16 protein-coding genes are annotated in these 20,113 nt (G+C 65.4%); 8 read left to right on the forward strand and 8 right to left on the reverse strand.

Features of this window, described 5'->3' with window-relative positions; genetic code table 11:
* The first annotated feature begins 67 nt into the window (after positions 1 to 67).
* From HG421_RS07235 to HG421_RS07260, 5 genes are all read left to right on the forward strand, one after another.
* A complete protein-coding gene (locus HG421_RS07235) occupies positions 68 to 1,630 on the forward strand; it encodes a sodium/sugar symporter (protein ID WP_169705837.1) in 1,563 nt (520 codons plus the stop codon).
* Between the two features lie 690 nt (positions 1,631 to 2,320).
* Entirely contained in the window at positions 2,321 to 3,064 is a 744-nt protein-coding gene (locus HG421_RS07240) for a hypothetical protein (protein WP_248279474.1), read from the forward strand.
* Between the two features lie 21 nt (positions 3,065 to 3,085).
* Positions 3,086 to 4,681 (forward strand): hypothetical protein, encoded by a 1,596-nt coding sequence (locus HG421_RS21195; protein WP_248279475.1) that lies wholly within the window; start codon positions 3,086 to 3,088, stop codon positions 4,679 to 4,681.
* Between the two features lie 21 nt (positions 4,682 to 4,702).
* Positions 4,703 to 6,670, forward strand: coding sequence for an XVIPCD domain-containing protein (locus tag HG421_RS21200; RefSeq protein WP_248279476.1), 1,968 nt, complete (start codon positions 4,703 to 4,705; stop codon positions 6,668 to 6,670).
* Positions 6,670 to 7,200: a hypothetical protein gene (locus tag HG421_RS07260; protein ID WP_169705838.1), complete on the forward strand. Its 531-nt coding sequence runs from the start codon at positions 6,670 to 6,672 to the stop codon at positions 7,198 to 7,200. The genes HG421_RS21200 and HG421_RS07260 overlap by 1 nt, the downstream gene beginning before the upstream one ends.
* A 244-nt stretch (positions 7,201 to 7,444) precedes the next feature.
* Here the strand turns inward: HG421_RS07260 and HG421_RS07265 are convergent, their stop codons facing one another.
* The gene (locus tag HG421_RS07265) at positions 7,445 to 9,298 is read right to left on the reverse strand and encodes a putative bifunctional diguanylate cyclase/phosphodiesterase (protein ID WP_169705839.1); all 1,854 of its coding nucleotides are present in this window, start codon (positions 9,296 to 9,298) and stop codon (positions 7,445 to 7,447) included.
* A gap of 424 nt (positions 9,299 to 9,722) precedes the next feature.
* On the opposite strand from HG421_RS07265, the gene HG421_RS07270 reads away from it, so the two are divergent.
* Positions 9,723 to 10,715 carry a glycoside hydrolase family 5 protein gene (locus tag HG421_RS07270; RefSeq protein WP_169705840.1) on the forward strand — a complete coding sequence of 331 codons (993 nt, stop codon included), beginning with the start codon at positions 9,723 to 9,725 and terminating at the stop codon, positions 10,713 to 10,715.
* Between the two features lie 114 nt (positions 10,716 to 10,829).
* On the opposite strand, the gene HG421_RS07275 is transcribed toward HG421_RS07270, so the two are convergent.
* Together HG421_RS07275 and HG421_RS07280 are read right to left on the reverse strand one after the other, a co-directional pair.
* Positions 10,830 to 11,408, reverse strand: a complete 579-nt coding sequence (locus tag HG421_RS07275; RefSeq protein ID WP_169705841.1) for a response regulator transcription factor — start codon at positions 11,406 to 11,408, stop codon at positions 10,830 to 10,832.
* Positions 11,405 to 12,631 (reverse strand): ATP-binding protein, encoded by a 1,227-nt coding sequence (locus tag HG421_RS07280; protein WP_169705842.1) that lies wholly within the window; start codon positions 12,629 to 12,631, stop codon positions 11,405 to 11,407. Before HG421_RS07280 ends, HG421_RS07275 begins: the two co-directional genes overlap by 4 nt.
* A gap of 120 nt (positions 12,632 to 12,751) precedes the next feature.
* Here HG421_RS07280 and ispG point away from each other — a divergent pair, with 120 nt between their 5' ends.
* Positions 12,752 to 14,017, forward strand: coding sequence for a flavodoxin-dependent (E)-4-hydroxy-3-methylbut-2-enyl-diphosphate synthase (gene ispG / locus HG421_RS07285; RefSeq protein ID WP_169705843.1), 1,266 nt, complete (start codon positions 12,752 to 12,754; stop codon positions 14,015 to 14,017).
* A complete protein-coding gene (locus tag HG421_RS07290; RefSeq protein WP_169705844.1) occupies positions 13,998 to 14,696 on the forward strand; it encodes a phosphatase PAP2 family protein in 699 nt (232 codons plus the stop codon). Before ispG ends, HG421_RS07290 begins: the two co-directional genes overlap by 20 nt.
* 78 nt (positions 14,697 to 14,774) lie before the next feature.
* On the opposite strand, the gene HG421_RS07295 is transcribed toward HG421_RS07290, so the two are convergent.
* From HG421_RS07295 to HG421_RS07315, 5 genes are all read right to left on the reverse strand, one after another.
* Positions 14,775 to 16,073 carry an MFS transporter gene (locus tag HG421_RS07295; protein ID WP_169705845.1) on the reverse strand — a complete coding sequence of 433 codons (1,299 nt, stop codon included), beginning with the start codon at positions 16,071 to 16,073 and terminating at the stop codon, positions 14,775 to 14,777.
* Positions 16,074 to 16,238: 165 nt separating this feature from the next.
* Positions 16,239 to 16,943, reverse strand: coding sequence for an aspartate/glutamate racemase family protein (locus tag HG421_RS07300; protein WP_169705846.1), 705 nt, complete (start codon positions 16,941 to 16,943; stop codon positions 16,239 to 16,241).
* 159 nt (positions 16,944 to 17,102) lie between these two features.
* Positions 17,103 to 18,014, reverse strand: a complete 912-nt coding sequence (locus tag HG421_RS07305) for a DMT family transporter (RefSeq protein ID WP_169705847.1) — start codon at positions 18,012 to 18,014, stop codon at positions 17,103 to 17,105.
* The gene (gene murB / locus HG421_RS07310; RefSeq protein WP_169705848.1) at positions 18,008 to 19,060 is read right to left on the reverse strand and encodes a UDP-N-acetylmuramate dehydrogenase; all 1,053 of its coding nucleotides are present in this window, start codon (positions 19,058 to 19,060) and stop codon (positions 18,008 to 18,010) included. Before murB ends, HG421_RS07305 begins: the two co-directional genes overlap by 7 nt.
* A complete protein-coding gene (locus HG421_RS07315; protein WP_169705849.1) occupies positions 19,057 to 20,112 on the reverse strand; it encodes a quinone-dependent dihydroorotate dehydrogenase in 1,056 nt (351 codons plus the stop codon). Before HG421_RS07315 ends, murB begins: the two co-directional genes overlap by 4 nt.
* Between the last annotated feature and the right edge of the window lies 1 nt (position 20,113).

Below are 20,113 nucleotides of genomic sequence, written 5' to 3' on the forward strand. Positions count from 1 at the left end.
CGGCGGCGGCCTTCTGCAGCCCTGCCTGATCGTCGGCGCATACCCCAGAGCCAGACAGGAGAGTGCAGTGGGTTTGGCGACGTTGGATATCGTGATCGTGCTGGTCTACCTGACCGGCATCTTCGTGCTCGCGCAGTGGGTGTCGCGCGAGAAGGCAGGCCATAGCAAGAGCGCCGAGGATTACTTCCTGGCCAGCAAGTCGCTGCCGTGGTGGGCGATCGGCGCCTCGTTGATCGCTGCGAATATTTCTGCCGAACAGATCATCGGCATGGCCGGCTCCGGCTATGCGATCGGGCTGGCGATCGCGTCCTACGAATGGATGGCGGCATTGACGCTGCTGATCGTCGGCAAGTTCTTCCTGCCGATCTTCCTGCGCAACGGCATCTACACCATGCCGCAGTTCCTGGAGCAGCGCTACGGCAAGTGGATTCGCACGCTGATGGCGGTGTTCTGGCTGTTGCTGTACGTGTTCGTCAATCTCACCTCGATCCTGTGGCTGGGGTCGATCGCGGTGAGCCAGGTCACCGGCATGGACCAGACCCTGGCGCTGGCGTTGATCGGCGTGTTCGCGCTGGTCTACCAGCTGTACGGCGGGCTGAAGGCGGTGGCGCTGACCGACATCGTGCAGGTCACGCTGCTGGTGCTGGGCGGCCTGCTGGTGGCCGGGCTGACGCTGTCGCGCATCGGCGATGGCGCCGGCGTTCTGGCGGGCTTCAAGCATCTGTGGAGCGCGCACCCCGAGCACTTCCACATGATCCTGACCAAGGACAACCCGTTCTACAAGGACCTGCCGGGCCTGAGCGTGCTGCTGGGCGGGCTGTGGGTGATGAACATCAGTTACTGGGGTTTCAACCAGTACATCATCCAGCGCGCGCTGGCGGCCAAGAACATCGGCGAAGCGCAGAAGGGCATGGTGTTTGCGGCGTTCCTGAAGCTGCTGATGCCGTTGGTGATCGTGGTGCCGGGCATTGCCGCGGTGGTGCTGGCGCCGGATCTGGCCAAGCCCGACCAGGCCTATCCGACCATGATGCAACTGCTGCCGACCGGCATCCTGGGCCTGGTGTTCGCCGCATTGGTGGCGGCGATCGTGGCCTCGCTGGCATCCAAGATCAACTCGGTGGCGACGATCTTCACCCTGGACTTCTACGCCAAGTTCCGCCCGCAGACCGAGCAGAAGCAGCTGGTGCGCGTGGGTCGTGTCGTGGCCGCGCTGTCGGTGCTGATCGGCATCCTCACCGCGCGGCCGTTGCTGGGCAACTTCGATCAGGGCTTCCAGTTCATCCAGGAATTCACCGGCTTCTTTACCCCGGGCGTGGTGGTGATCTTCATGCTCGGCCTGTTCTGGAAGCGCGCCAACGAAGCCGGCGCACTGACCGCGGCGATCGGCTCGGTGGTGCTGTCGTTCGCGCTCAAGTTCGCGTGGCCGGAACTGCCATTCATGGACCGCATCGGCGTGGTGTTCCTGGCCGCACTGGTGCTGGCGGTGGTGGTGTCGCTGATGACGGCACCCACCCAGGCACGCGATTTGATTCGTACCGACGATGTGGCCTATGGCACCACGCTGGGCTTCAAGGTGGGCGCCGCCGGTGTGATCGCAATCCTGGTCGTGCTGTACACGGTGTTCTGGTAGAAACGCACAGCGCCACTGCGCGTTCGCGCCGGTAGGCGCTCGCAACGTCTTCTGTGGCATCGCACGCAAACGCGCCGACGGGCAGCCCGAACGAGGCTTCCCGCTCGGCGGCCGATGCGCTCTTGCGCATGCGGTTTAGTGCCGGCGGACGCTTTTGGTCAACGGGCACAGACACCTCGTGGCTGAAGAAGCCGGTAGAGCGGCGCGGACCGTGCGGACAAGCTGCCTTGTGCACGTTGTGCATGAGGCTTCCGAGGCACCTCCGTTCCCGCTTGGCGGTTGCGCGCAGCTTGTGGGACGTTTTGGAGTTTCTAGCGGCGTCCCTGCTACAGTGCGCTCATGGCGGCAAGACCGTGCAGCAGGACGGCACGCCCAAGGGCATCAACTGCCGCCGCTAGGATTGCAAACCAGGACGGCTGCCAATCCTCAGGGCAGACACGATGCGCAGAACACGACCTTCCTATGGGGTCACCAGATCCAGCATGGCTTCAACGATGCGGCCAAGGATCGCGCAACGCAGGCGTTCATGCAGGGCATCGGCGCGCAGGCCTGAGGCGCGAGGGCCTGTGCACGACTACGCATGCAAATTGCGGGCTTACATCCAGCCTGGGCGTGAGGGTGAGGCCAATGCGGAGATTGCAGGCTGGAATGCGCTGTTAAGCCGAAAGAAACAGCCATCCGAGTGCTGATATGCTGATCTTGATGCTTGATACACCCAATAAGAGGGTTGACGACTTCATGGCGTTGCAATTGCCGGGTGGACCGCCCGATTTGATCGGGCGCTATGCCATGCAGGTGTCCAAGGTGAAAGCGTCAAAGGCGCGCTGGCTTGCGTTAGTGTGCATTTTGGCCATGACAGCCTGCGCGACCGCTTCGGAATCACCGCAATCTGCCAAGGAGACCACCACGATGCATCCGGTTGCGACTACCCAGAATCCGACACTCAGCGCCGAAGAAATTGGCAAGCGGTTCCTGAAGTTGATCGAGGGGCTTGGATCACGCGACGACTTGAGCGTGGAGCGGATCAAGGAGGTCACTGGAATCACGCTGTCTTATTTGCCAAAGGGTAAACGTTATTCGTATAGCGAGGCGCTTGGGGATGGCTGGTACTACATGCTTTGGTATATCCCTGAATCCGACTCCTTTAAGAAAGGTGTCAGCCTCATGTTCATCAACTCGAAGGAAGAGTTTGGTGAAATGACACCGGTGTGCGCACTTGATTTCGATCATTACCATAATGCACTGGTCGCTCTGGGGTTCCTGGCCGAGCCGAATTATGGGGAAATTGGTGAGCTGCGAAGCTGGCATTACACGAAGTTCAAGAAGAGCGATGGAATGGTGGATATGACACTGTCGATCATTCCGCAGAACGTGATTGCCGGTGAAGCCGGTCGTTTGTGCGTCAAATCCATCGGCACATTGAACGGTCGTTAATCGAATCAGGAGAGCGATGATATGGCGAATCCGAATCCGCAACTCGAAGCCGCTCTGATGCAGTTCGCTGCACAGCCCGGCACGACACCAGCGCTGGAAGCGCAACTGCGCGCTGCGGTCATTGCCGATGCCGACCGGCTCAACCGGCAGGCCGCCAGTGGCCAACTCAAGGGCTTTGCGTTGGAGGTGCCGGGTGGGGCGCCCAACCTGACCGGCAGTTACGACAAGGCCACGGGTGTGGTGACGATTCCGGCTGCGAGTTTCCAGCCCAGCGGTAGCGCAGCGAGCAGCGATCTGAAGGCGGTGGTCGGGCTGCAGGGCATGAGTGTCGATTTTGCGCACAAGACCTGGCAGGACGGGGCAGGTCAGACGCGCACCGTCGATCAGGACATGGTGAGCAATCTGCAGTCCACGTTGAATGGTTCGCCGGTGCTGGCCGCGCAGATCAAGCAGGCGGTGAGCCAGGGGCATGTGCAGCATGTCAGCCTGCTAGGCAGCAGCATGGCTGCCGGCGCCACCTATGACGGCAACACCGTGCAGCAGGACGGTACGCCCAAGGGCATCAATCTGCCACCGCTGGGATTGCAGGCCAAAACGGCTGCCAATCCCCAGGGCAGATACGATGCGCAGGACATGACCTTCGTGCTGGGCCACGAGATCCAGCATGGCTTCAACGATGCGACCAAGGATCGGGCAACGCAGGCATTCATGCAGAGTATCGGCACGCAGGCCCAGGCACCAGGACCGGTGCACGATTACACCGACGAACTGCGGGCATACATCCAGAGTGGACGCGAGGATGAGGCCAAAGCGGAGATTGCAGGCTGGAACGCGTTGCTGAGTCGAGAAAGAACAAACCTACCGGGTGCTGATGGGCCGACCATGATGCTTGATACACCCAATAAGAGGGTGGACGACTTCATGGCGTTGCAATTGCCGGGTGGACCGCCCGATTTGATCGGGCGCTATGCCATGCAGGTGTCCAAGGTGAAAGCGTCAAAGGCGCGCTGGCTTGCGTTAGTGTGCGTCTTGGTGATGACTGCCTGCGCGACCGCTTCGGAATCACCGCAATCTGCCAAGGAGACCACCACGATGCATCCGGTTGCGACTACCCAGAATCCGACACTCAGCGCCGAAGAAATTGGCAAGCGATTCCTGAAGTTGATCGAGGGGCTGAAATCTCGGCAAGACTTGGATCTAGTAAAGGTCCAAAACACTATCGGGATCACACTTGCACCGGCAGCGCATGGCGGATTCTATGGTGTGGAGGGCGACGTAGGCGATGGATGGAGGTACGTTATAAATTTTTATCCAGAGTCTAGTTCCAACAAAATCGGTGTCGAACTGCATTTTGTGCAGCCTGACGAGAGATTTGGTGATATGACGGTAGTCTGCAAGTTGGATTTCGATTATTACCACAGTGCGCTCAAAACGATGGGGTTCGTCGATAACCCGACCTACGGTGAAATCGGTCAGCTTGAGGATTGGCGATACACTAAGTTCAATGTCAGTGACGGCAGTGTTGATTTCGAGATTTCGATCATTCCGCAGAACGTGATTGCCGGTGAAGCCGGTCGTTTGTGCGTCAAATCCATCGGCACATTGAACGGTCGTTAATCGAATCAGGAGAGCGATGATATGGCGAATCCGAATCCGCAACTCGAAGCCGCTCTGATGCAGTTCGCTGCACAGCCCGGCACGACGCCAGCGCTGGAAGCGCAACTGCGCGCTGCGGTCATTGCCGATGCCGACCGGCTCAACCGGCAGGCCGCCAGTGGCCAACTCAAGGGCTTTGCGTTGGAGGTGCCGGGTGGGGCGCCCAACCTGACCGGCAGTTACGACAAGGCCACGGGTGTGGTGACGATTCCGGCTGCGAGTTTCCAGCCCAGCGGTAGCGCAGCGAGCAGCGATCTGAAGGCGGTGGTCGGGCTGCAGGGCATGAGTGTCGATTTTGCGCACAAGACCTGGCAGGACGGGGCAGGTCAGACGCGCACCGTCGATCAGGACATGGTGCGCAATCTGCAGTCCACGTTGAATGGTTCGCCGGTGTTGGCCGCGCAGATCAAGCAGGCGGTGAGCCAGGGACATGTGCAGCACATCAGCCTACTGGGCAACAGCATGGCAGCCGGCGCCACCTACGACGGCAATACCGTGCAGCAGGACGGTACGCCCAAGGGCATCAATCTGCCACCGCTGGGATTGCAGACCAAAACGGCTGCCAATCCTCAGGGCAGATACGATGCGCAGGACATGACCTTCGTGCTGGGCCACGAGATCCAGCATGGCTTCAACGATGCGACCAAGGATCGGGCAACGCAGGCGTTCATGCAGGGCATCGGCGCGCAGGCCAGGGCGCCAGGTCCATTGCATGACTACACCGATGAATTGCGGGCTTACATCCAGTCTGGGCGCGAAGATGAGGCCAAAGCGGAGATTGCGGGCTGGAATGCATTACTGAGCCGCGAGCATCAAAGTAATCCCAACATCACACTTGCTGGTATGGGGAGCATTCGAAATACTCGGATATACGACTTTGTTACACCGAATACGCCATCGTCTCCGTCTTCGCCCCTTCCCGGCCTCACCTTCAACCAAGACGGCAGCCTGTCCCAGACCCCGGCCAATATCGCCGCCATGGGGCAGCATTACTTCGACCGCCCCTCGGCGTTGCATGCCCAGCCCAATCAGCGCCCGGTGCATCTGGGCGAGCACAAGCCCAACCCCACCGCCGACTACACCAACTTTTACGGTACCTGGGCGCTGGAGCAGATCGTTGCTGCCGAGGACAAGGCCACCGTGCGGTATCAGGGCGCCAAACCGCAGATCGCCATCGACATGGCGGCGCTGGGCCTGAAGGAAGACCTGATCGAAATGGAGGGCCTGAACCTCGGTGCGAACAAGGCGCCGCGCCCGTATCTGGATACCAGCCAGACCCCGGCGGCACGCGGGCACTTCCACCACACCCAGGACGGCAGCCAAGGGCACGACCATCAGTATGTGCCGATCGCGCCGGCATCCTTGCCATCAGCCTCGGAACACGACGCGCCAGTCTCGGGCCAGACCGTGTTGCGCCACCAGGACCCGCTGGTGGAACGCTTTTACGCGGCCTTGGAGGCCGGCGACGCACAGGGCGCGCGGGCGGCGTCGATGGCCTACGCCACCCCTGAGCGCTGGCAGCAGACGCTTGCGGCGGCGGAAGAAAACGTGCTGGCGCGACAGCAGCACTTGCCCGGCCGCGACAATCCGCTGTTTGCGCAGGCCATGACCCAGCTGGAGCGGTTGGGGCCGCAGGCCGGCGGTTATCTGGACCGGGTGCAGATGGAGCAGGTTGCCGGAGTTGTGGCGTATCAGGCCAAGTTGCACCAGCTGCCCCGCATCGATGCGCTGACGCCGGGCCAGGATGGTGGTGCGCTGCTGGCGACATCGGCCAATCCGAACGTGCCTGCGTTCGTCGACCGCGCCAGTATCGATACGACCCAGGCCGCCACGCAGCCGCTGGAGCAGAGCCTGCAGCAGCTGACTGCGGAAACGCAGCGGCAGCAGGACCAAGCGATGTTCCAGGCGCAGCAACAGATGCAGACGCAGCAGCAAGGGTTCTCCTACTGATGCAAGCGCCGGAGCCTGCTGAGATGAACGAGGAAGGACGACTGATCCTCGCGCAGATGGCGCTTGGCGCCGGGCGTCTGGACGCCTTGATTGCCGACTTGCAGGACCAGGCCAAACGCGCGCAGGTGGCGATGCAAGCCGCCAGGGAGCAGGAAGAGGCCATGTTCAGGCAGGCGATGGTGGCGCTGTTCCGCGAACAGCAGGAGCGGATGGGGGAGGCGCTGCGGCCCCGCATCGCCTGGGCCTGGAAGATCATCGCCACGCTGGTGGTGTTCTTCGCGCTGCTGCTGGCGGGATTCCTGTTGTTGCTCAGGCAGGCCAACGATCGGTTGCAGGCGGCGGACGCCCGCGCGGCACAGGCAGAGGTTCGCGCGGAGGTGCTGCAGGCATCCCGGCATGTCCAGATCACCTCGTGCGGCGGCCGGCCGTGCATCAAGCTCGACAAACAGGCGCCAACCTGGAAGAGCAAGGCTGGCGAGTACATCCTGGTGGATACCTCCGCCGGGAAACAGGTGCGTACGCGCCAGTAAGCCAGGGTCTTCCGTGTGCTGTTGCCTCAGCGATGCAGCCAACTGCCACGCCACACGATCCTGTCCGGCGAACCGCTCCGACGCGCTCGTTGCAGGCAGGCGCCTCGGTGCGCATTTTTGCGGTTGTTGCAAAGTCCGCCGGGTGGCAGGAATTGGCATGTGTCGCATTGTCCGTGCCGGCGGTGGTGCGAAGTCGGCATCCCAAGCCTGCCGGTGAGCCGTTGCCGGCTTGCGCCGTCTGCGCTCAGACCCGCGCCGCCGTCATGTGTGCCGCAAGCAGCGCGACCGGTGTGGCGAACTGCGCCTGCCAGGGCGTCTGCAACCAGGCTTCCAGCGCGGCGGCCGGCATGGGTTTGGCGATCCAGTAGCCCTGGCCTTCGTCGCAGCCCCAGGCGCGCAGCTGTGCATAGGCCTCGGCCGATTCGATGCCTTCGGCCACCACGCGCTGGCCCAGGCTGTGACCGAGCTGGATCATCGCCGGCACCAGGGTGCGGTCGGTGCGGTTGTCCGGCAGCGAACGAATGAAGGATTGATCGATCTTCAACGAGCTGGCCGGCAGCTGCTTGAGGTAGCTGAAATTGCTGTAGCCGGTGCCGAAATCGTCGATGGCGATGTGCACGCCCAGCGCGGCCACTGCCGCGAGCTGTTCGGCCAACTGGTCGGGGTGGCGGATCATCGCGCTTTCGGTGAATTCGATCTCCAGCCGGCGTGGATCCAGCTTGTGGCGTTCCAGCCCACGCCGCAGAAGGCCCGCAAAGCCGGGGCGGTCCAGGTCCGCGGCCGACACGTTCAAGGCCAGATTGAAATCCAGGCCCTGTTGCTGCCAGCGCGCGGCCTGCGCGATGCCTTGGTCGATGACCCAGGCGGTGATGCGGTTGATCAGCGCGGTCTTCTCGGCCATCGGCACGAAGTCCGACGGCATCACCGGGCCGATCATCGGATGTTGCCAGCGCAGCAGCGCTTCCACCGCCACGCAGCGATGGTCGTGCAGGTCCACGCGCGGCTGGTAGTGCAGGCGCAGCTCGTTGGCGCTGTCCAGCGCGGCCGGCAGCGCGGCGAGCAGGCGGAAGGTGTTGCGCTGGGCTACATCGTGCTTGCGCTCGTACATGCTCCACGCCACGCCGCGCTCGCGCGAGACATCTACCGCGGTGGTGAGCGAGCGAATGGTGTCGGCCGCGCCATAACTGGTGTGCAGCGACACTGCGCCGATCGAGGCCACCGCCGTGTGCGGGATGCCCTGGTGATCCACCGGTTCGGTAAACGCCTTGGACAGCTTGTTGCACAGGCTGGACAGGCGCTGGTTTTCGGCCGGAGTCAGAAAGCCGAAGGTGGTCGGGTCCAGCCGGTAGAGCAGGGTGCCGGCGGGCAGGTAGGCAGTCAGGCGACGCTGCGCCAGCGCCACGTATCCATCGGCGTAGTCCCAGCCCAGGGCCTTGACCATGTCGCGGAAGTAATCGCTGCCGCAGACGTCGACGGCCACTGCGGTGGTGGCCGGTGCGCTCTCGCGCTGCGCCAGCCAGGTATCCAGGTCTTCGCCAAAGCGCGAGCGGTTGGGCAGGCCGGTGGCGCCATCGCGATAGGTGGTGCTGCGCAGGTTTTCCACCCGCAGCACGGCCAGGTCGCGCAGGCCTTCCAGTTGGGTCAGCGCCTCGGCATCCAGCCCCGCGCGCGGGCTGGTGCCGATCACGCACAGCGTGCCGATGCGGTGCCCGTCGCGCAGCGTCAAGGGCGCGCCGGCATAGAAACGGATGAAGGGCGGGCCCAGCACCAGCGGGTTGTCGCAAAAGCGCGGATCCAGTTGCGCATCCGCCACCACCATTACCTCGTCCGAGCGGATCGCGTGCGCGCAGAACGCCTGGTCGCGTGGCGTTTCCGGGGCATCCAGCCCAATGCGTGCCTTGAACCACTGGCGGTGTTCGTCCACCAGCGATACCAGCGCGATCTCCGCACCGAGGGCGCGTGCGGCCATCGCGGCGATGGCGTCGAACACCGGATCCGGCGGCGAATCCAGCAGGCAGAGGCCACGCAGGACGGCCAGACGGGCGGATTCTTCGGACATGGCGGATGGCTGGCTGACGGGGGCGGGCACGGATGGCATGTGCCGGTATCGGCCTCGGCCGTATCCACTTGATGTCGCCGCACCGGCTTATTCAGCTGCCAGCAGCGCAAATGCATGGTGCAGTGCGGGGCGGTGGCCACTGGCCGCATTGGCAGCAACCGGATCGCGCATGCGTATTTCGCGTTGCAGCACCGCGCTGCGCAACACGATGCGGCAGCCAGGCGCTGCGCTGTCAGGCTGGGCGCCGGCTCACCACACCCTGCGTGGGCGCTCGAATACACGGAAGTTAACGTTACCAGCCGCCTGGCGCGGCGGTCTGCGCACTGGGTCGGTCTCTGCGGATTTTGTCGGTTCTGTGACCTGGCCGCTGATTGCGCGGGCGTGCCATGGGCACGGTGAGCGCACGTGGGCCGGGCACGCATGCGTGCCGGAGCGCTCGCGGCACCCACCTCTGGAGCCGATCATGCAGATATTCACGTCCCGGGCGCAGCGCGCCTTGTTGTTGATTGCCGGCCTGGCGCTGGCATCGGTTGCGCACGCCGGTTTGTCCGTCTCCGGCACGCAATTGCGCGAGACCAATGGCAGCACGCTGGTCTTGCGCGGCATCAACCTGCCGCATGCCTGGTTTGCCGACCGCACCGATGCGGCACTGGCGCAGATCGCCGCCACCGGTGCCAACAGCGTGCGCGTGGTGCTCAGTTCCGGCCACCGCTGGAGCCGCACTCCGGAGGCGGAGGTGGCGCGCATCATCGCGCGCTGCAAGAGCCTGGGCCTGATCGCGGTGCTGGAAGTGCACGACACCACCGGTTACGGCGAAGACGGTGCCGCCGGGACCCTGGCTGACGCGGCCAACTACTGGACCAGCATCCGCGGCGCATTGGTGGGGCAGGAGGACTACGTCATCATCAATGTCGGCAACGAGCCGTATGGCAACCGCCTCAGTGCCAGCGAATGGGTCACCGGCCACGCGCGTGCGATCGCCACCTTGCGCAACGCCGGCCTGACCCATGCGCTGATGGTCGACGCGCCCAACTGGGGCCAGGACTGGCAGTTCTACATGCGCGACAACGCCGCTGCGCTGCTGGCGATGGATAGCCGCCGCAATCTGGTCTTCAGCGTGCACATGTACGAAGTGTTCGGCAGCGATGCGCCCGTGGACAGCTATCTGCGCGCGTTCCGCAGCAACGGGCTGGCGCTGGTGGTGGGCGAGTTCGGTGCCGACCATCGCGGCGCGCAGGTGGACGAGGCGGCGATCATGCGGCGCGCGCGCGAATACGGGGTCGGTTACATGGGCTGGTCGTGGTCGGGCAACGACAGCAGCACCCAGTCGCTGGATATCGTATTGGACTGGGATCCGACCCGCCTGAGCAGCTGGGGGCGCACCTTGATCGACGGCACCGACGGCATCCGCGCCACCTCGCGCAGGGCCAGCATCTTCAGTGCAAGGCGTCGCTAGGTCCAAGCGCGGCTAATCAACCGACCGCGCAGCCGTCAGGCGGGCGCGCGGTCGGTGTTCGAACCCGCATGTACCACGCGTAGGCTGCGGTTCCTGCGCACCGCACGGCTGCGATCAGCGGCCGGGTTCGCGCAGGGGGCCCGGGCTGGGGCGCTTGGTCAGCTTGCGCTGCAGCGAGCGGCGGTGCATGCCGAGCAGGCGTGCGGCCGCGGACACGTTGCCGCCGGTTTCGTGTAGCGCCTGCTGGATGTGTTCCCACTGCAGGCGGCTGAGCGGGGTCATCATTTCCTGCGCGGTTTCTTCTTCATCCGGTTCGGGCACCTCGTCGTCTTCTTCGCCCAGCGCCCGCATGATGGTGGGGATGTTGGCGGGCTTGGGCAGGTAATCGTCGGCGCCGAGCTTGATGGCCTCCACGGCGGTGGCGATGCTCGCGTAGCCGGTGACCAGCAGGATGCGCATGTCGGCGCGGATCTGCCGCAGCGGCTGGATCAGGCTCAGGCCGGAATCGTGGCCGAGCTTGAGATCGATCAGGGCGAAATCCGGCAATGCACTGCGCGCGGTGGACAGCGCGCTGTCCGCATCGGTGGCGGTCAGCGTTTCCACGCCACGCCGTGCCAGGCTGCGCTGCAGCGTGCGCAGGTACAAGGTGTCGTCGTCGACCAACAGGCCGGTGCGGATCGGGGTGCTTGTCATGCCAGGGCCTCGAGTTCGGAAAGCGGCAGGCGGAACCCGACGCGGGCGCCGCTGCCTTCGGCGGGCAGCATCCATAGCTCGCCCTGCAGGCGTTCGACGGTGGCATGCGACAAGGCCAGGCCCACGCCCATGCCGTCGTGTTTGCCGCTGTTGAACAAGGTGCCCGGCAGCATGGCTTGCGCAGTGTCGAAGCCGGGGCCGTAATCGCGTACCTCGCCGCTGAGGTGGTCCTCTTCCACGCGAAGCGTGAGGTCGATCTGCGGGCGGCCGGCGCGCTCGCCGGCATCGGCGGCATTGTTGAGCAGCACCATCAACAGGTGGCTGACGCCGGGCTGCAGCATCAGCCGCATCGGTGCGTCCTCGTTGCGGCGCAGCTCGATGGTGGGGCGCACCAGTCGCCATTGTTCCAGCACGTCCTTGACCGCCACCTCGCGGCTCAGGTGACCGTTGTCGGCCGGTGCGGCCAGCGCCAGCACGCGCTCATGGCACTGCACCAGCAGCTCGCGCAAGGTGTCCAGATCCTCGCGCAGCTCCATTTGGTCGCACTGGTCGGCGATGTCGTCCACCAGCAGCGTCATCGTGGCCAGCGGAGTGTTGAGTTCGTGCGCCACCGAGGCTGCATGCGTGGCCAGCGCCACGATGCCCTCGTTGCGGGCGAAGCGCTCGCGCAGGGTGGAGATTTCGCGTTCGCGTTCGCGCATGGACAACGCCAGCCGCGTGGCGAAGGCCAGCACCACCACGGTGGACAGCAGGAAGTTGGCCGCCATGCCCCACATGTGCAGGCTCAGCGGGTCGAAGCTGCCGTACGGCAGCGGCAGGCCGAATGCGGCACTGACGACGTAGCCGGCCACGCACGACGCCGCCACCGCCATCGCCCAGCCCAGCGGCAGGGCCAGCGCGGCCAGCGCGATCAGTACCAGGAACAGCGAGCCGAACGGGTTGGCGATGCCGCCGCTCCAGCCCACCATCCAAGTCAGCACGGTCACATCGACCAGGATGTGTCCGAATTCGGTGGCCGGGCTCACCGCGCCGCGATGGGCCACGCGCAGCTGCGCATACAGGTTGAACACTGCCAGCGCGGCCACGCCGGCCCACAGCGGTTGCTGCGGCAGGTGCAGGCCCATCAGGCCGGTGGCGACCAGGATGGTGGCGGCCTGGCCGGCCGTGGCCAGCCAGCGCAGGCTGCACAGGGTCCGCAGGAAGGAGGCGTCGGAATTGTTCATCACCGCAATGCTATGCGCTCGGGGGCGTGGCGGCCTGCGACAAACCGTCGCATCGGCCCGGAAGACCGCCCGCACCACGCTTCAGCTGTGAGCGGACGGAGGACAGGCTAAAATACCGCGATGCATGACGCCGTGACCCGCCCAACCCCTCCCGCCGACGCCACCGCCTGGCCGCGCCGCATCACCCAGGCCGTCAAGATCGGCAGCGTGATCGTGGGCGGAGGCCATCCGGTGGTCGTCCAGTCGATGACCAATACCGATACCGCCGACATCGCCGGCAGTGTCAAACAGGTATCCGAGCTGTGGCGCGCCGGCTCGGAGATGGTGCGCCTGACCGTCAACAACGCCGAGTCGGCCGCCGCCATCCCGCGCATCGTCGACAAGCTGCGCATGATGGGGATCGAGGTGCCGCTGATCGGCGACTTCCATTACAACGGCCATCAGCTGCTTGCCGCCGAGCCGGCCTGTGCGCAAGCGTTGGCCAAGTACCGCATCAACCCGGGCAACGTCGGCTTCGGCAAGAAGAAGGACCTGCAGTTCGGGCAGCTGATCGAATTCGCCATCGAGTACGACAAGCCGGTACGCATCGGCGCCAACTGGGGCTCGCTGGACCAATCGCTGGCCGCGCAACTGATGGACGAAAACTCGCAGCGCGAAACGCCGTGGGACGCCGGCCGCGTGCTGCGCGAGGCGTTGATCCGTTCGGCGGTGGATTCGGCCGAGCGGGCGGTGGAACTGGGCTTGCCGCGCGAGCGCATCATCCTGTCGGCCAAGGTCTCCGGCGTGCAGGAGCTGATCGCGGTCTACCGCGACATGGCTGCGCGCTGTGATTTTGCACTGCACCTGGGGCTCACCGAGGCCGGCATCGGTAGCAAGGGCATCGTGGCCTCGGCTGCGGCGCTGAGCGTGCTGTTGCAGGAAGGCATCGGCGACACCATCCGTATTTCGCTGACGCCCGAGCCGGGTCAGTCGCGCACCCAGGAAGTGGTGGTGGCGCAGGAACTGCTGCAGACCACCGGGCAACGCGCGTTCACCCCGATGGTCACCGCGTGCCCGGGCTGCGGCCGCACCACCTCCGAGTTCTTCCAGGAGCTGGCCGGCGTGGTGCAGAACCACGTGCGCGCACGCATGCCGGAATGGAAGATCTCCAACCCCGGCGCGGAGAACATGACCCTGGCGGTGATGGGCTGCGTGGTCAACGGGCCGGGCGAATCGCGTCACGCCAATATCGGCATCTCGTTGCCGGGGACGGGCGAAGCGCCGTCGGCGCCGGTGTTCGTGGATGGCGAAAAAACCGTCACCCTGCGTGGCGAGAACATCGCCCAGGAATTCATCGCGCTGATCGATCAGTACGTCGAACGCACCTATGTCCGCCGCGCCGGCTGAGTCGCCGGCCGGATTCAAGCTATGGCTGCGCCGTAACGCATGGCGCATGGGGCTGTTGTTCGTCGGCGTGCTGGTGCCGTTGGGTCTGTTCGTGAACCTGGCCGACGAAGTGCATGAGCTGGAAAATGTCTATTTCGACGAACCCTTGCTGTGGAGCCTGCGCAGCATCGCCACCCCGACGCTGGATACATTTTTCGGGGCGATCTCCAAGATCGGCTACCAGTACGGGGTGATTCCGGCCGATATCGCCATCGTGCTGGTGCTGCTGGCGCTGCGGCGCTGGCGCGAGGGCAGCTTTGCGGCGCTGGGCTTCGGCGGTTCGGCACTGCTCAACATGGGGGCCAAGCAGTTCTTCCAGCGCGACCGGCCCAGCCTGTGGGAGTCGATCGCGCCGGAAAGCACCTTCAGCTTTCCCAGCGGCCACGCGATGGGGTCGATGACGCTGGCGGCGGTGGTCATCGCGCTGGCCTGGCGCACCCGCTGGCGTTGGCCGGTGACCCTCGTGGCCAGTGCGTTCGCGTTGCTGGTCGGCGTGTCGCGCATCTACCTGGGCGTGCATTACCCCTCCGACATCCTGGGTGGCTGGTCGGCGGCGCTGGTCTGGGTGGTCGGCCTGTATCTGGTGATGTTTCGCGGCACGCGGCGGCCGCATTGGCGTCGCCATCTCACCTCGGCCTGAGGGCAGGGCCGCGCGACGTCGAACGTGGTCGGCGCAGGCGTGTGACCGGGACTGACGCAGACCGGCACGGCGTTCGACTCAGTAACGACCTACGCGCTCCCGGCGCCACAACTGCAGCCCGATCACGCTGCCGATTGCGGCCAGCAGAATCATGTAATACGCCGGGCCCATCGGGTGTTGCTTGAGCAACATCACCACCACCAGCGGAGTCAGGCCACCGAATACCGCATAGCCCAGGTTGTAGGCGAACGACACGCCGGACAGGCGCACCACCGGCGGAAACGCTTCGACCATGACGCGCGGAACCGCCCCCAGGACGCCGAGCGCCGCGCCCAGCAGGGCGTACAGCGGGAACAGCAACTGCGGATCACCGGCCAGGCGATAGAACAGCCAGGCGCTGGCGCCCAGGAACACGCTGCCGGCAAGCAGCACGCGTCCGTTGCCGTAGCGATCGGACAAGGCGCCGGCCACGATCGAGCCGACCGCCTGCAGCAGGACCGCGAGCAGGTTGGCCTGCAAGGCGACCGCTGCCGTGTAGTGGTACGCGCTCTGCAGCAGCGTCGGCGTCATCAACGACACCACCAGCACCCCGGCGGCCACCATCCAGGTCAGCCACAACGACTGCGCCACACTGCGTGGATGATCGCGCAGCACCAGTTTGAGCGGCGTTTCACGCGCGACTGCACGCATCGCCATCAGCTCGGCGAACACCGGCGTTTCATGCAGCCAGCGCCGCAGATACACGGAAAGCAGGCCGAAGAGGCCGCCGGCCAAAAACGGCAGGCGCCAGGCATAGTCGGCGATTTCCTGCGGGGTGAAAGCGCGATGGATCGCCCCGGCGCTGAGCGAACCGAGCAACACGCCGGCGGCCAGCCCGGCGGTCAGTGTTCCGCAGGCCAGTCCCCTGCGTTGCGCAGGCACGTGCTCTGCGACGAAGACCCATGCACTGGGAACTTCGCCGCCGATGGCCGCGCCCTGCAGCAACCGCATCGTCAGCAGCAGGAGCGGGGCGGCCAGGCCGATCTGCGCATAGGTCGGTAGCACGCCGATGGCCAGCGTCGGCAAGGCCATCAACCCGATGCTCAGCGCGAACATGCGCTTGCGACCGAGCAGGTCGCCGAAGTGCGCCATCACGATCCCGCCCAGCGGACGGATCAGGTAGCCGGCAGCAAAGATGCCGAAAGTCTGCAACTGCCGCATCCAGTCCGGTATGCCCGGCGGAAAGAACAGCTCTCCCAGCACCGTCGCGAAGAAGATGAAGATGATGAAGTCGTAGAATTCCAGCGCGCCGCCCAGTGCGGACAGGGCCAGCGTCTTGTAGTCGCCGCGTGTGAGCTGGCTTGTGGGTGCAGTGCCTGTTGCGGAAGGGGTCTTCAAGGCATGACATCCTGTGGCAGGTGCTCGCGCGCATGCGCGTGCTGGAGCAGTGAGGTATGAGTCATCCGTGCTATTGCTGCGGCAACGCGCAGCTTGCACGCTTGCCCGCCACGGCCAGGCACATGCGCTTCGGGAAAGGCGCGCTGGCTGCGCCTTCGGTGCCGATCAGTCGCGCACACTTGCGTGCGCCGCCGCTTCGGCATGCAGTGCGGTGGTGTCGAACAACGGCAGCTGCGCATCGCTGCTGTCCACCAGCAGCGAAATCTCGGTGCAGCCCAGGATGATCGCTTGCGCACCCTCCTGGCCGAGGTCGGCCATGACCTGGCGGAAATAGCCGCGCGACTCGGGCCGGATGATGCCCTGGCAGAGTTCGTCGTAGATCACCCGATGCAGTTGCGCGCGTGCGTCGGCCGGCGGTACCAGCACCTGCAGGCCACGCGCAGCCAGACGCTCGCGATAGAACGGCTGTTCCATGGTGAAACGCGTGCCGAGTAGCCCGACCCGGGTGACGTCCGCGGCAATCAACGCATCGGCGGTGGCATCGGCGATATGCAGCAAGGGCAGCGGTGTCGCGGAGGTGATCGCATCGGCAACGCAATGCATGGTGTTGGTGCACAGCACCAGGAAGTCGGCACCGCCGGCATGCAGCGCGCGCGCCGCTGCCGCCATTGCCTGGCCTGCGCCGTCCCAGTCGCCGGCGTGTTGCAGGCGCTCGATCTCATGGAAATTGACGCTGTACAGCAAGAGCCTGGCCGAATGCAGGCCGCCGCAGGCCAGGCGCACCCGCTGGTTGATGATGCGGTAATAGGGCAGGGTGGATTCCCAGCTCATGCCGCCGATCAGGCCGATGGTTTTGCTTGGAACCGGCATGCCGACCTCACCTTGGAAAAGTCAACGAATGTGCGTGCGCATCGCCCCTTCGATGCCCGGGGAGCGCATACCAGCGCAGTGTACGTCGGCATCGTCGCCACGCCATCTTGCAGACGGTCAGGCCGCTCGCAGACGGTCAGGCCGCTCGCAGACGCTCGATCACTCGCCCGGTTTTGCGCCTTCCACCGGCGCATGGGTGGCGGCGCGGCGCGCCAGCACCGCTTCGCGATGGGCGATGTAGACGTTGGCGCCGATGATGATGGCCGCACCGATCAGGGTATGGCGCTCGATCGCCTCGCCGAACAACCACCAGCCCAGCAGCGCCACCAGCGGCAATTGCATGAAGCTGATCGGCTGCAGCGCCGAGACCTCGCCCAGCTTGAGCGCGCGGGTCCAGAACAACTGCCCGGCGGTACCGAAGATGCCGGTGGCCACCAGCCATAGCCAGTCGATGCCCTGCGGCCAGCTCCACTGCAACAGCGCGGGAATCAGCGACATCGGCACCCAGAACACGTAGGTGTAGAACACCACCGTGTCGGAGTCGTCGCTGCGCGAGAGCTGCTTGATCTGGATCGCCACGATGGCGCTGATCACTGCGGCCAGCAGCGCCACCAGCAAGCCCGGGCTGAAGGTGGACGAGCCTGGCCGCAGGATCACCAGCACGCCGATGAAGCCCGCTGCCACCGCCAGCCAGCGCCGCATGCGCACCTGTTCCTGCAGCCACACCACCGCCAGCACGGTGACGAATAAAGGCGTGGAATAGGACAGCGAGATGGCCTGGGACAACGGCAGATGCCCGATCGCCCAGAACCCGCACAGCATCGAGGCCAGGCCGATCAAGGTGCGGGCGAAATACTGCGGCAGCTGGCGCGTGCGCGGCAGCGGCTTGCCCGGGCGCACGATCAGCGGCAGCAGCGCCAGCAAGCCGAAGGCATTACGGAAGAACGCGATCTCGGTGGTCGGCATGTGCGCGGAGGCAAACCGGATGCTGATGGCCATCAGGCCGAAGGCGAGCGTGCTGATCAGCATCCAGACCGCGGCGCGCACCGGCGCCGGCGATGCCGTCACCAATGCGCTCCGATGATGCGCGGCTCCGGCTCCAGGATCACCGAGTAGCGCTCGCGCACCGATTCGGCGATGCGCCGTGCGACGTCGAGCAGCTGCGCGCCGCTGGCGCTGCCGTAGTTGACCAGGACCAGCGCATGATCCGGCGACACGCCGGCATCGCCTTCGCGCCGGCCCTTCCAGCCGCATTGCTCGATCAGCCACGCCGCCGACAACTTGCCCTGGCCGGGCTGTTCGCCCGGGTAGACCGGCATGTCGGGGAAGGTGGCCTGCAAGGCCGCGATCTGCTCGCTTGGCAGCAGCGGGTTCTTGAAGAAACTGCCGGCATTGCCCAGCACGTCCGGGTCCGGCAGCTTGCGCCGGCGGATGTTGATCACTGCCTGCGCCACATCCGCTGCACCGGCCAGTTCGGCTCCCATGCGGGCCAGCTCCTCGCGGATGCCGGCATAGTCCAGCCGCAGTTCGTGCAACAGCGGCAGGTTGAACTCCACCGCCACGATCAGGTAACGCTCCGGCTGCTGCTTGAACACGCTGTCGCGGTAACCGAACGCGCAGTCGTCTGCCCCCAGCCGCACGAACTGCTGGCCCTGCCGGTCGAAGGCCTCCACCGCATGGATGAAGTCGCCCACCTGCGCGCCGTACGCGCCGATGTTCTGGATCGGGCTGGCACCCACCGTGCCGGGTATCAGCGCCAGGTTTTCCAGGCCCGACAGACCCTGCTGCAGCGAATACAGCACCAGCGCATGCCAGTTCACGCCAGCGCCGGCACGCACGATGGCATGGTCGGCACGGTGCGCAATGATGGCGATATCGCGGTTTTCGAAACACAGCACGCAACCCGGTGGGTCGCCGGCCAGCAGCACGTTGCTGCCGCTGCCCAGCACCAGCAGCGGTTCGCCCGCGATCTGCGGCGCCAACAGCGCCTGTGGCAAGGCCTGGGGTGTGTCGATATGCAACAGCCAGCGCGCCGTGGCCTGCACATGGAACGTGTTCAACGCATGCAGCGGCGCGTGTTCGCTCAGGCGCCAGCCCGGTTGCACGGCATCGCTCATAACGGCGACACCGCGCCGCCGCTGGGCGCCTCGCGGCGGCGGCGGATGGCATCGACGCATTCGCCGATCAGCGGCGGCCCGCGATACACCAGCCCGCTATAGCACTGCACCAGGCTCGCGCCCGCGGCCATCTTGGCCACCGCATCGGCGCCGGAGGTGATGCCGCCCACGCCGATCAACGGAATCGCTTCGGGCAGGCGTGCGCGCAGGCGGCGCAGCACCAGGGTGGATTGCCCCAGCAACGGTGCGCCCGACAGGCCGCCGGCTTCGGCAGCCAACGGATGATTGGCGACCAAGGTGCGCGTGACCGTGGTGTTGGTGGCGATCACGCCATCCACCGCCAGGTCGGCCAGCACGCGCGCGGCCGCATCGATGTCGCGGTCGTTGAGATCCGGCGCCACCTTCACCAGCATCGGCACGCGCTTGCCGTGCTGCGCGCCCAGGGCTTCCTGGGTTTCGCGCAGGTCTGCGATCAGGCGGCGCAGCGCCTGTTCTTCCTGCAGCTCGCGCAGGCCGGCGGTATTGGGCGAGGAAATGTTGACGGTGATGTAGTCGGCCAGCGGATACACCCGCTCCATGCAGTAGCGGTAATCGCTGGTGGCCTCTTCGTTGGGGGTGTCCTTGTTCTTGCCGATGTTGATGCCCAGCAGGCCGCCGCGGCGGCGCGCGCGCTGCACGTTGGCCGCCAGCGCATCCACGCCCAGGTTGTTGAAGCCCATGCGGTTGATCACCGCCTGGTACTCGGGCAGCCGGAACATGCGTGGCTTGGGATTGCCCTGCTGCGCACGCGGCGTGACCGTGCCGATCTCGACGAAGCCGAACCCCAGCGCCATCAGCGCGTCGATATGTTCGCCATTCTTGTCCAGCCCGGCGCCGAGCCCGACCGGATTGGGGAACATCAGCCCGAACGCGGGCGTTGGCAGTGGCACCGGGCGCTTGGCCAGCAGCGCCGTGGTGCCGGTGCGGTAGGCGGTATCGATGGAGCGCAATGCCAGCGCGTGGGCGCGTTCGGCATAGAGGGAAAACAGCAAGGGGCGGGCAAGCGAATACATG

It is taken from the genome of Xanthomonas campestris pv. badrii, from assembly GCF_012848175.1.
Classification (GTDB): Bacteria; Pseudomonadota; Gammaproteobacteria; order Xanthomonadales; family Xanthomonadaceae; genus Xanthomonas; species Xanthomonas campestris_C.

Excerpts from the sequence above, each read along its gene's own strand:
- HG421_RS07270 (WP_169705840.1), top strand. The coding sequence starts at position 9,723 with ATGCAGATATTCACGTCCCGGGCGCAGCGCGCCTTGTTGTTGATTGCC.
- murB (WP_169705848.1), bottom strand. The coding sequence starts at position 19,060 with ATGAGCGATGCCGTGCAACCGGGCTGGCGCCTGAGCGAACACGCGCCG.
- HG421_RS07280 (WP_169705842.1), bottom strand. The coding sequence starts at position 12,631 with ATGAACAATTCCGACGCCTCCTTCCTGCGGACCCTGTGCAGCCTGCGC.
- HG421_RS07290 (WP_169705844.1), top strand. The coding sequence starts at position 13,998 with ATGTCCGCCGCGCCGGCTGAGTCGCCGGCCGGATTCAAGCTATGGCTG.
- HG421_RS21195 (WP_248279475.1), top strand. The coding sequence starts at position 3,086 with ATGGCGAATCCGAATCCGCAACTCGAAGCCGCTCTGATGCAGTTCGCT.
- HG421_RS07275 (WP_169705841.1), bottom strand. The coding sequence starts at position 11,408 with ATGACAAGCACCCCGATCCGCACCGGCCTGTTGGTCGACGACGACACC.
- HG421_RS07300 (WP_169705846.1), bottom strand. The coding sequence starts at position 16,943 with ATGCCGGTTCCAAGCAAAACCATCGGCCTGATCGGCGGCATGAGCTGG.
- ispG (WP_169705843.1), top strand. The coding sequence starts at position 12,752 with ATGCATGACGCCGTGACCCGCCCAACCCCTCCCGCCGACGCCACCGCC.
- HG421_RS07265 (WP_169705839.1), bottom strand. The coding sequence starts at position 9,298 with ATGCCATCCGTGCCCGCCCCCGTCAGCCAGCCATCCGCCATGTCCGAA.
- HG421_RS07260 (WP_169705838.1), top strand. The coding sequence starts at position 6,670 with ATGCAAGCGCCGGAGCCTGCTGAGATGAACGAGGAAGGACGACTGATC.
- HG421_RS07315 (WP_169705849.1), bottom strand. The coding sequence starts at position 20,112 with ATGTATTCGCTTGCCCGCCCCTTGCTGTTTTCCCTCTATGCCGAACGC.
- HG421_RS07240 (WP_248279474.1), top strand. The coding sequence starts at position 2,321 with ATGCTGATCTTGATGCTTGATACACCCAATAAGAGGGTTGACGACTTC.
- HG421_RS21200 (WP_248279476.1), top strand. The coding sequence starts at position 4,703 with ATGGCGAATCCGAATCCGCAACTCGAAGCCGCTCTGATGCAGTTCGCT.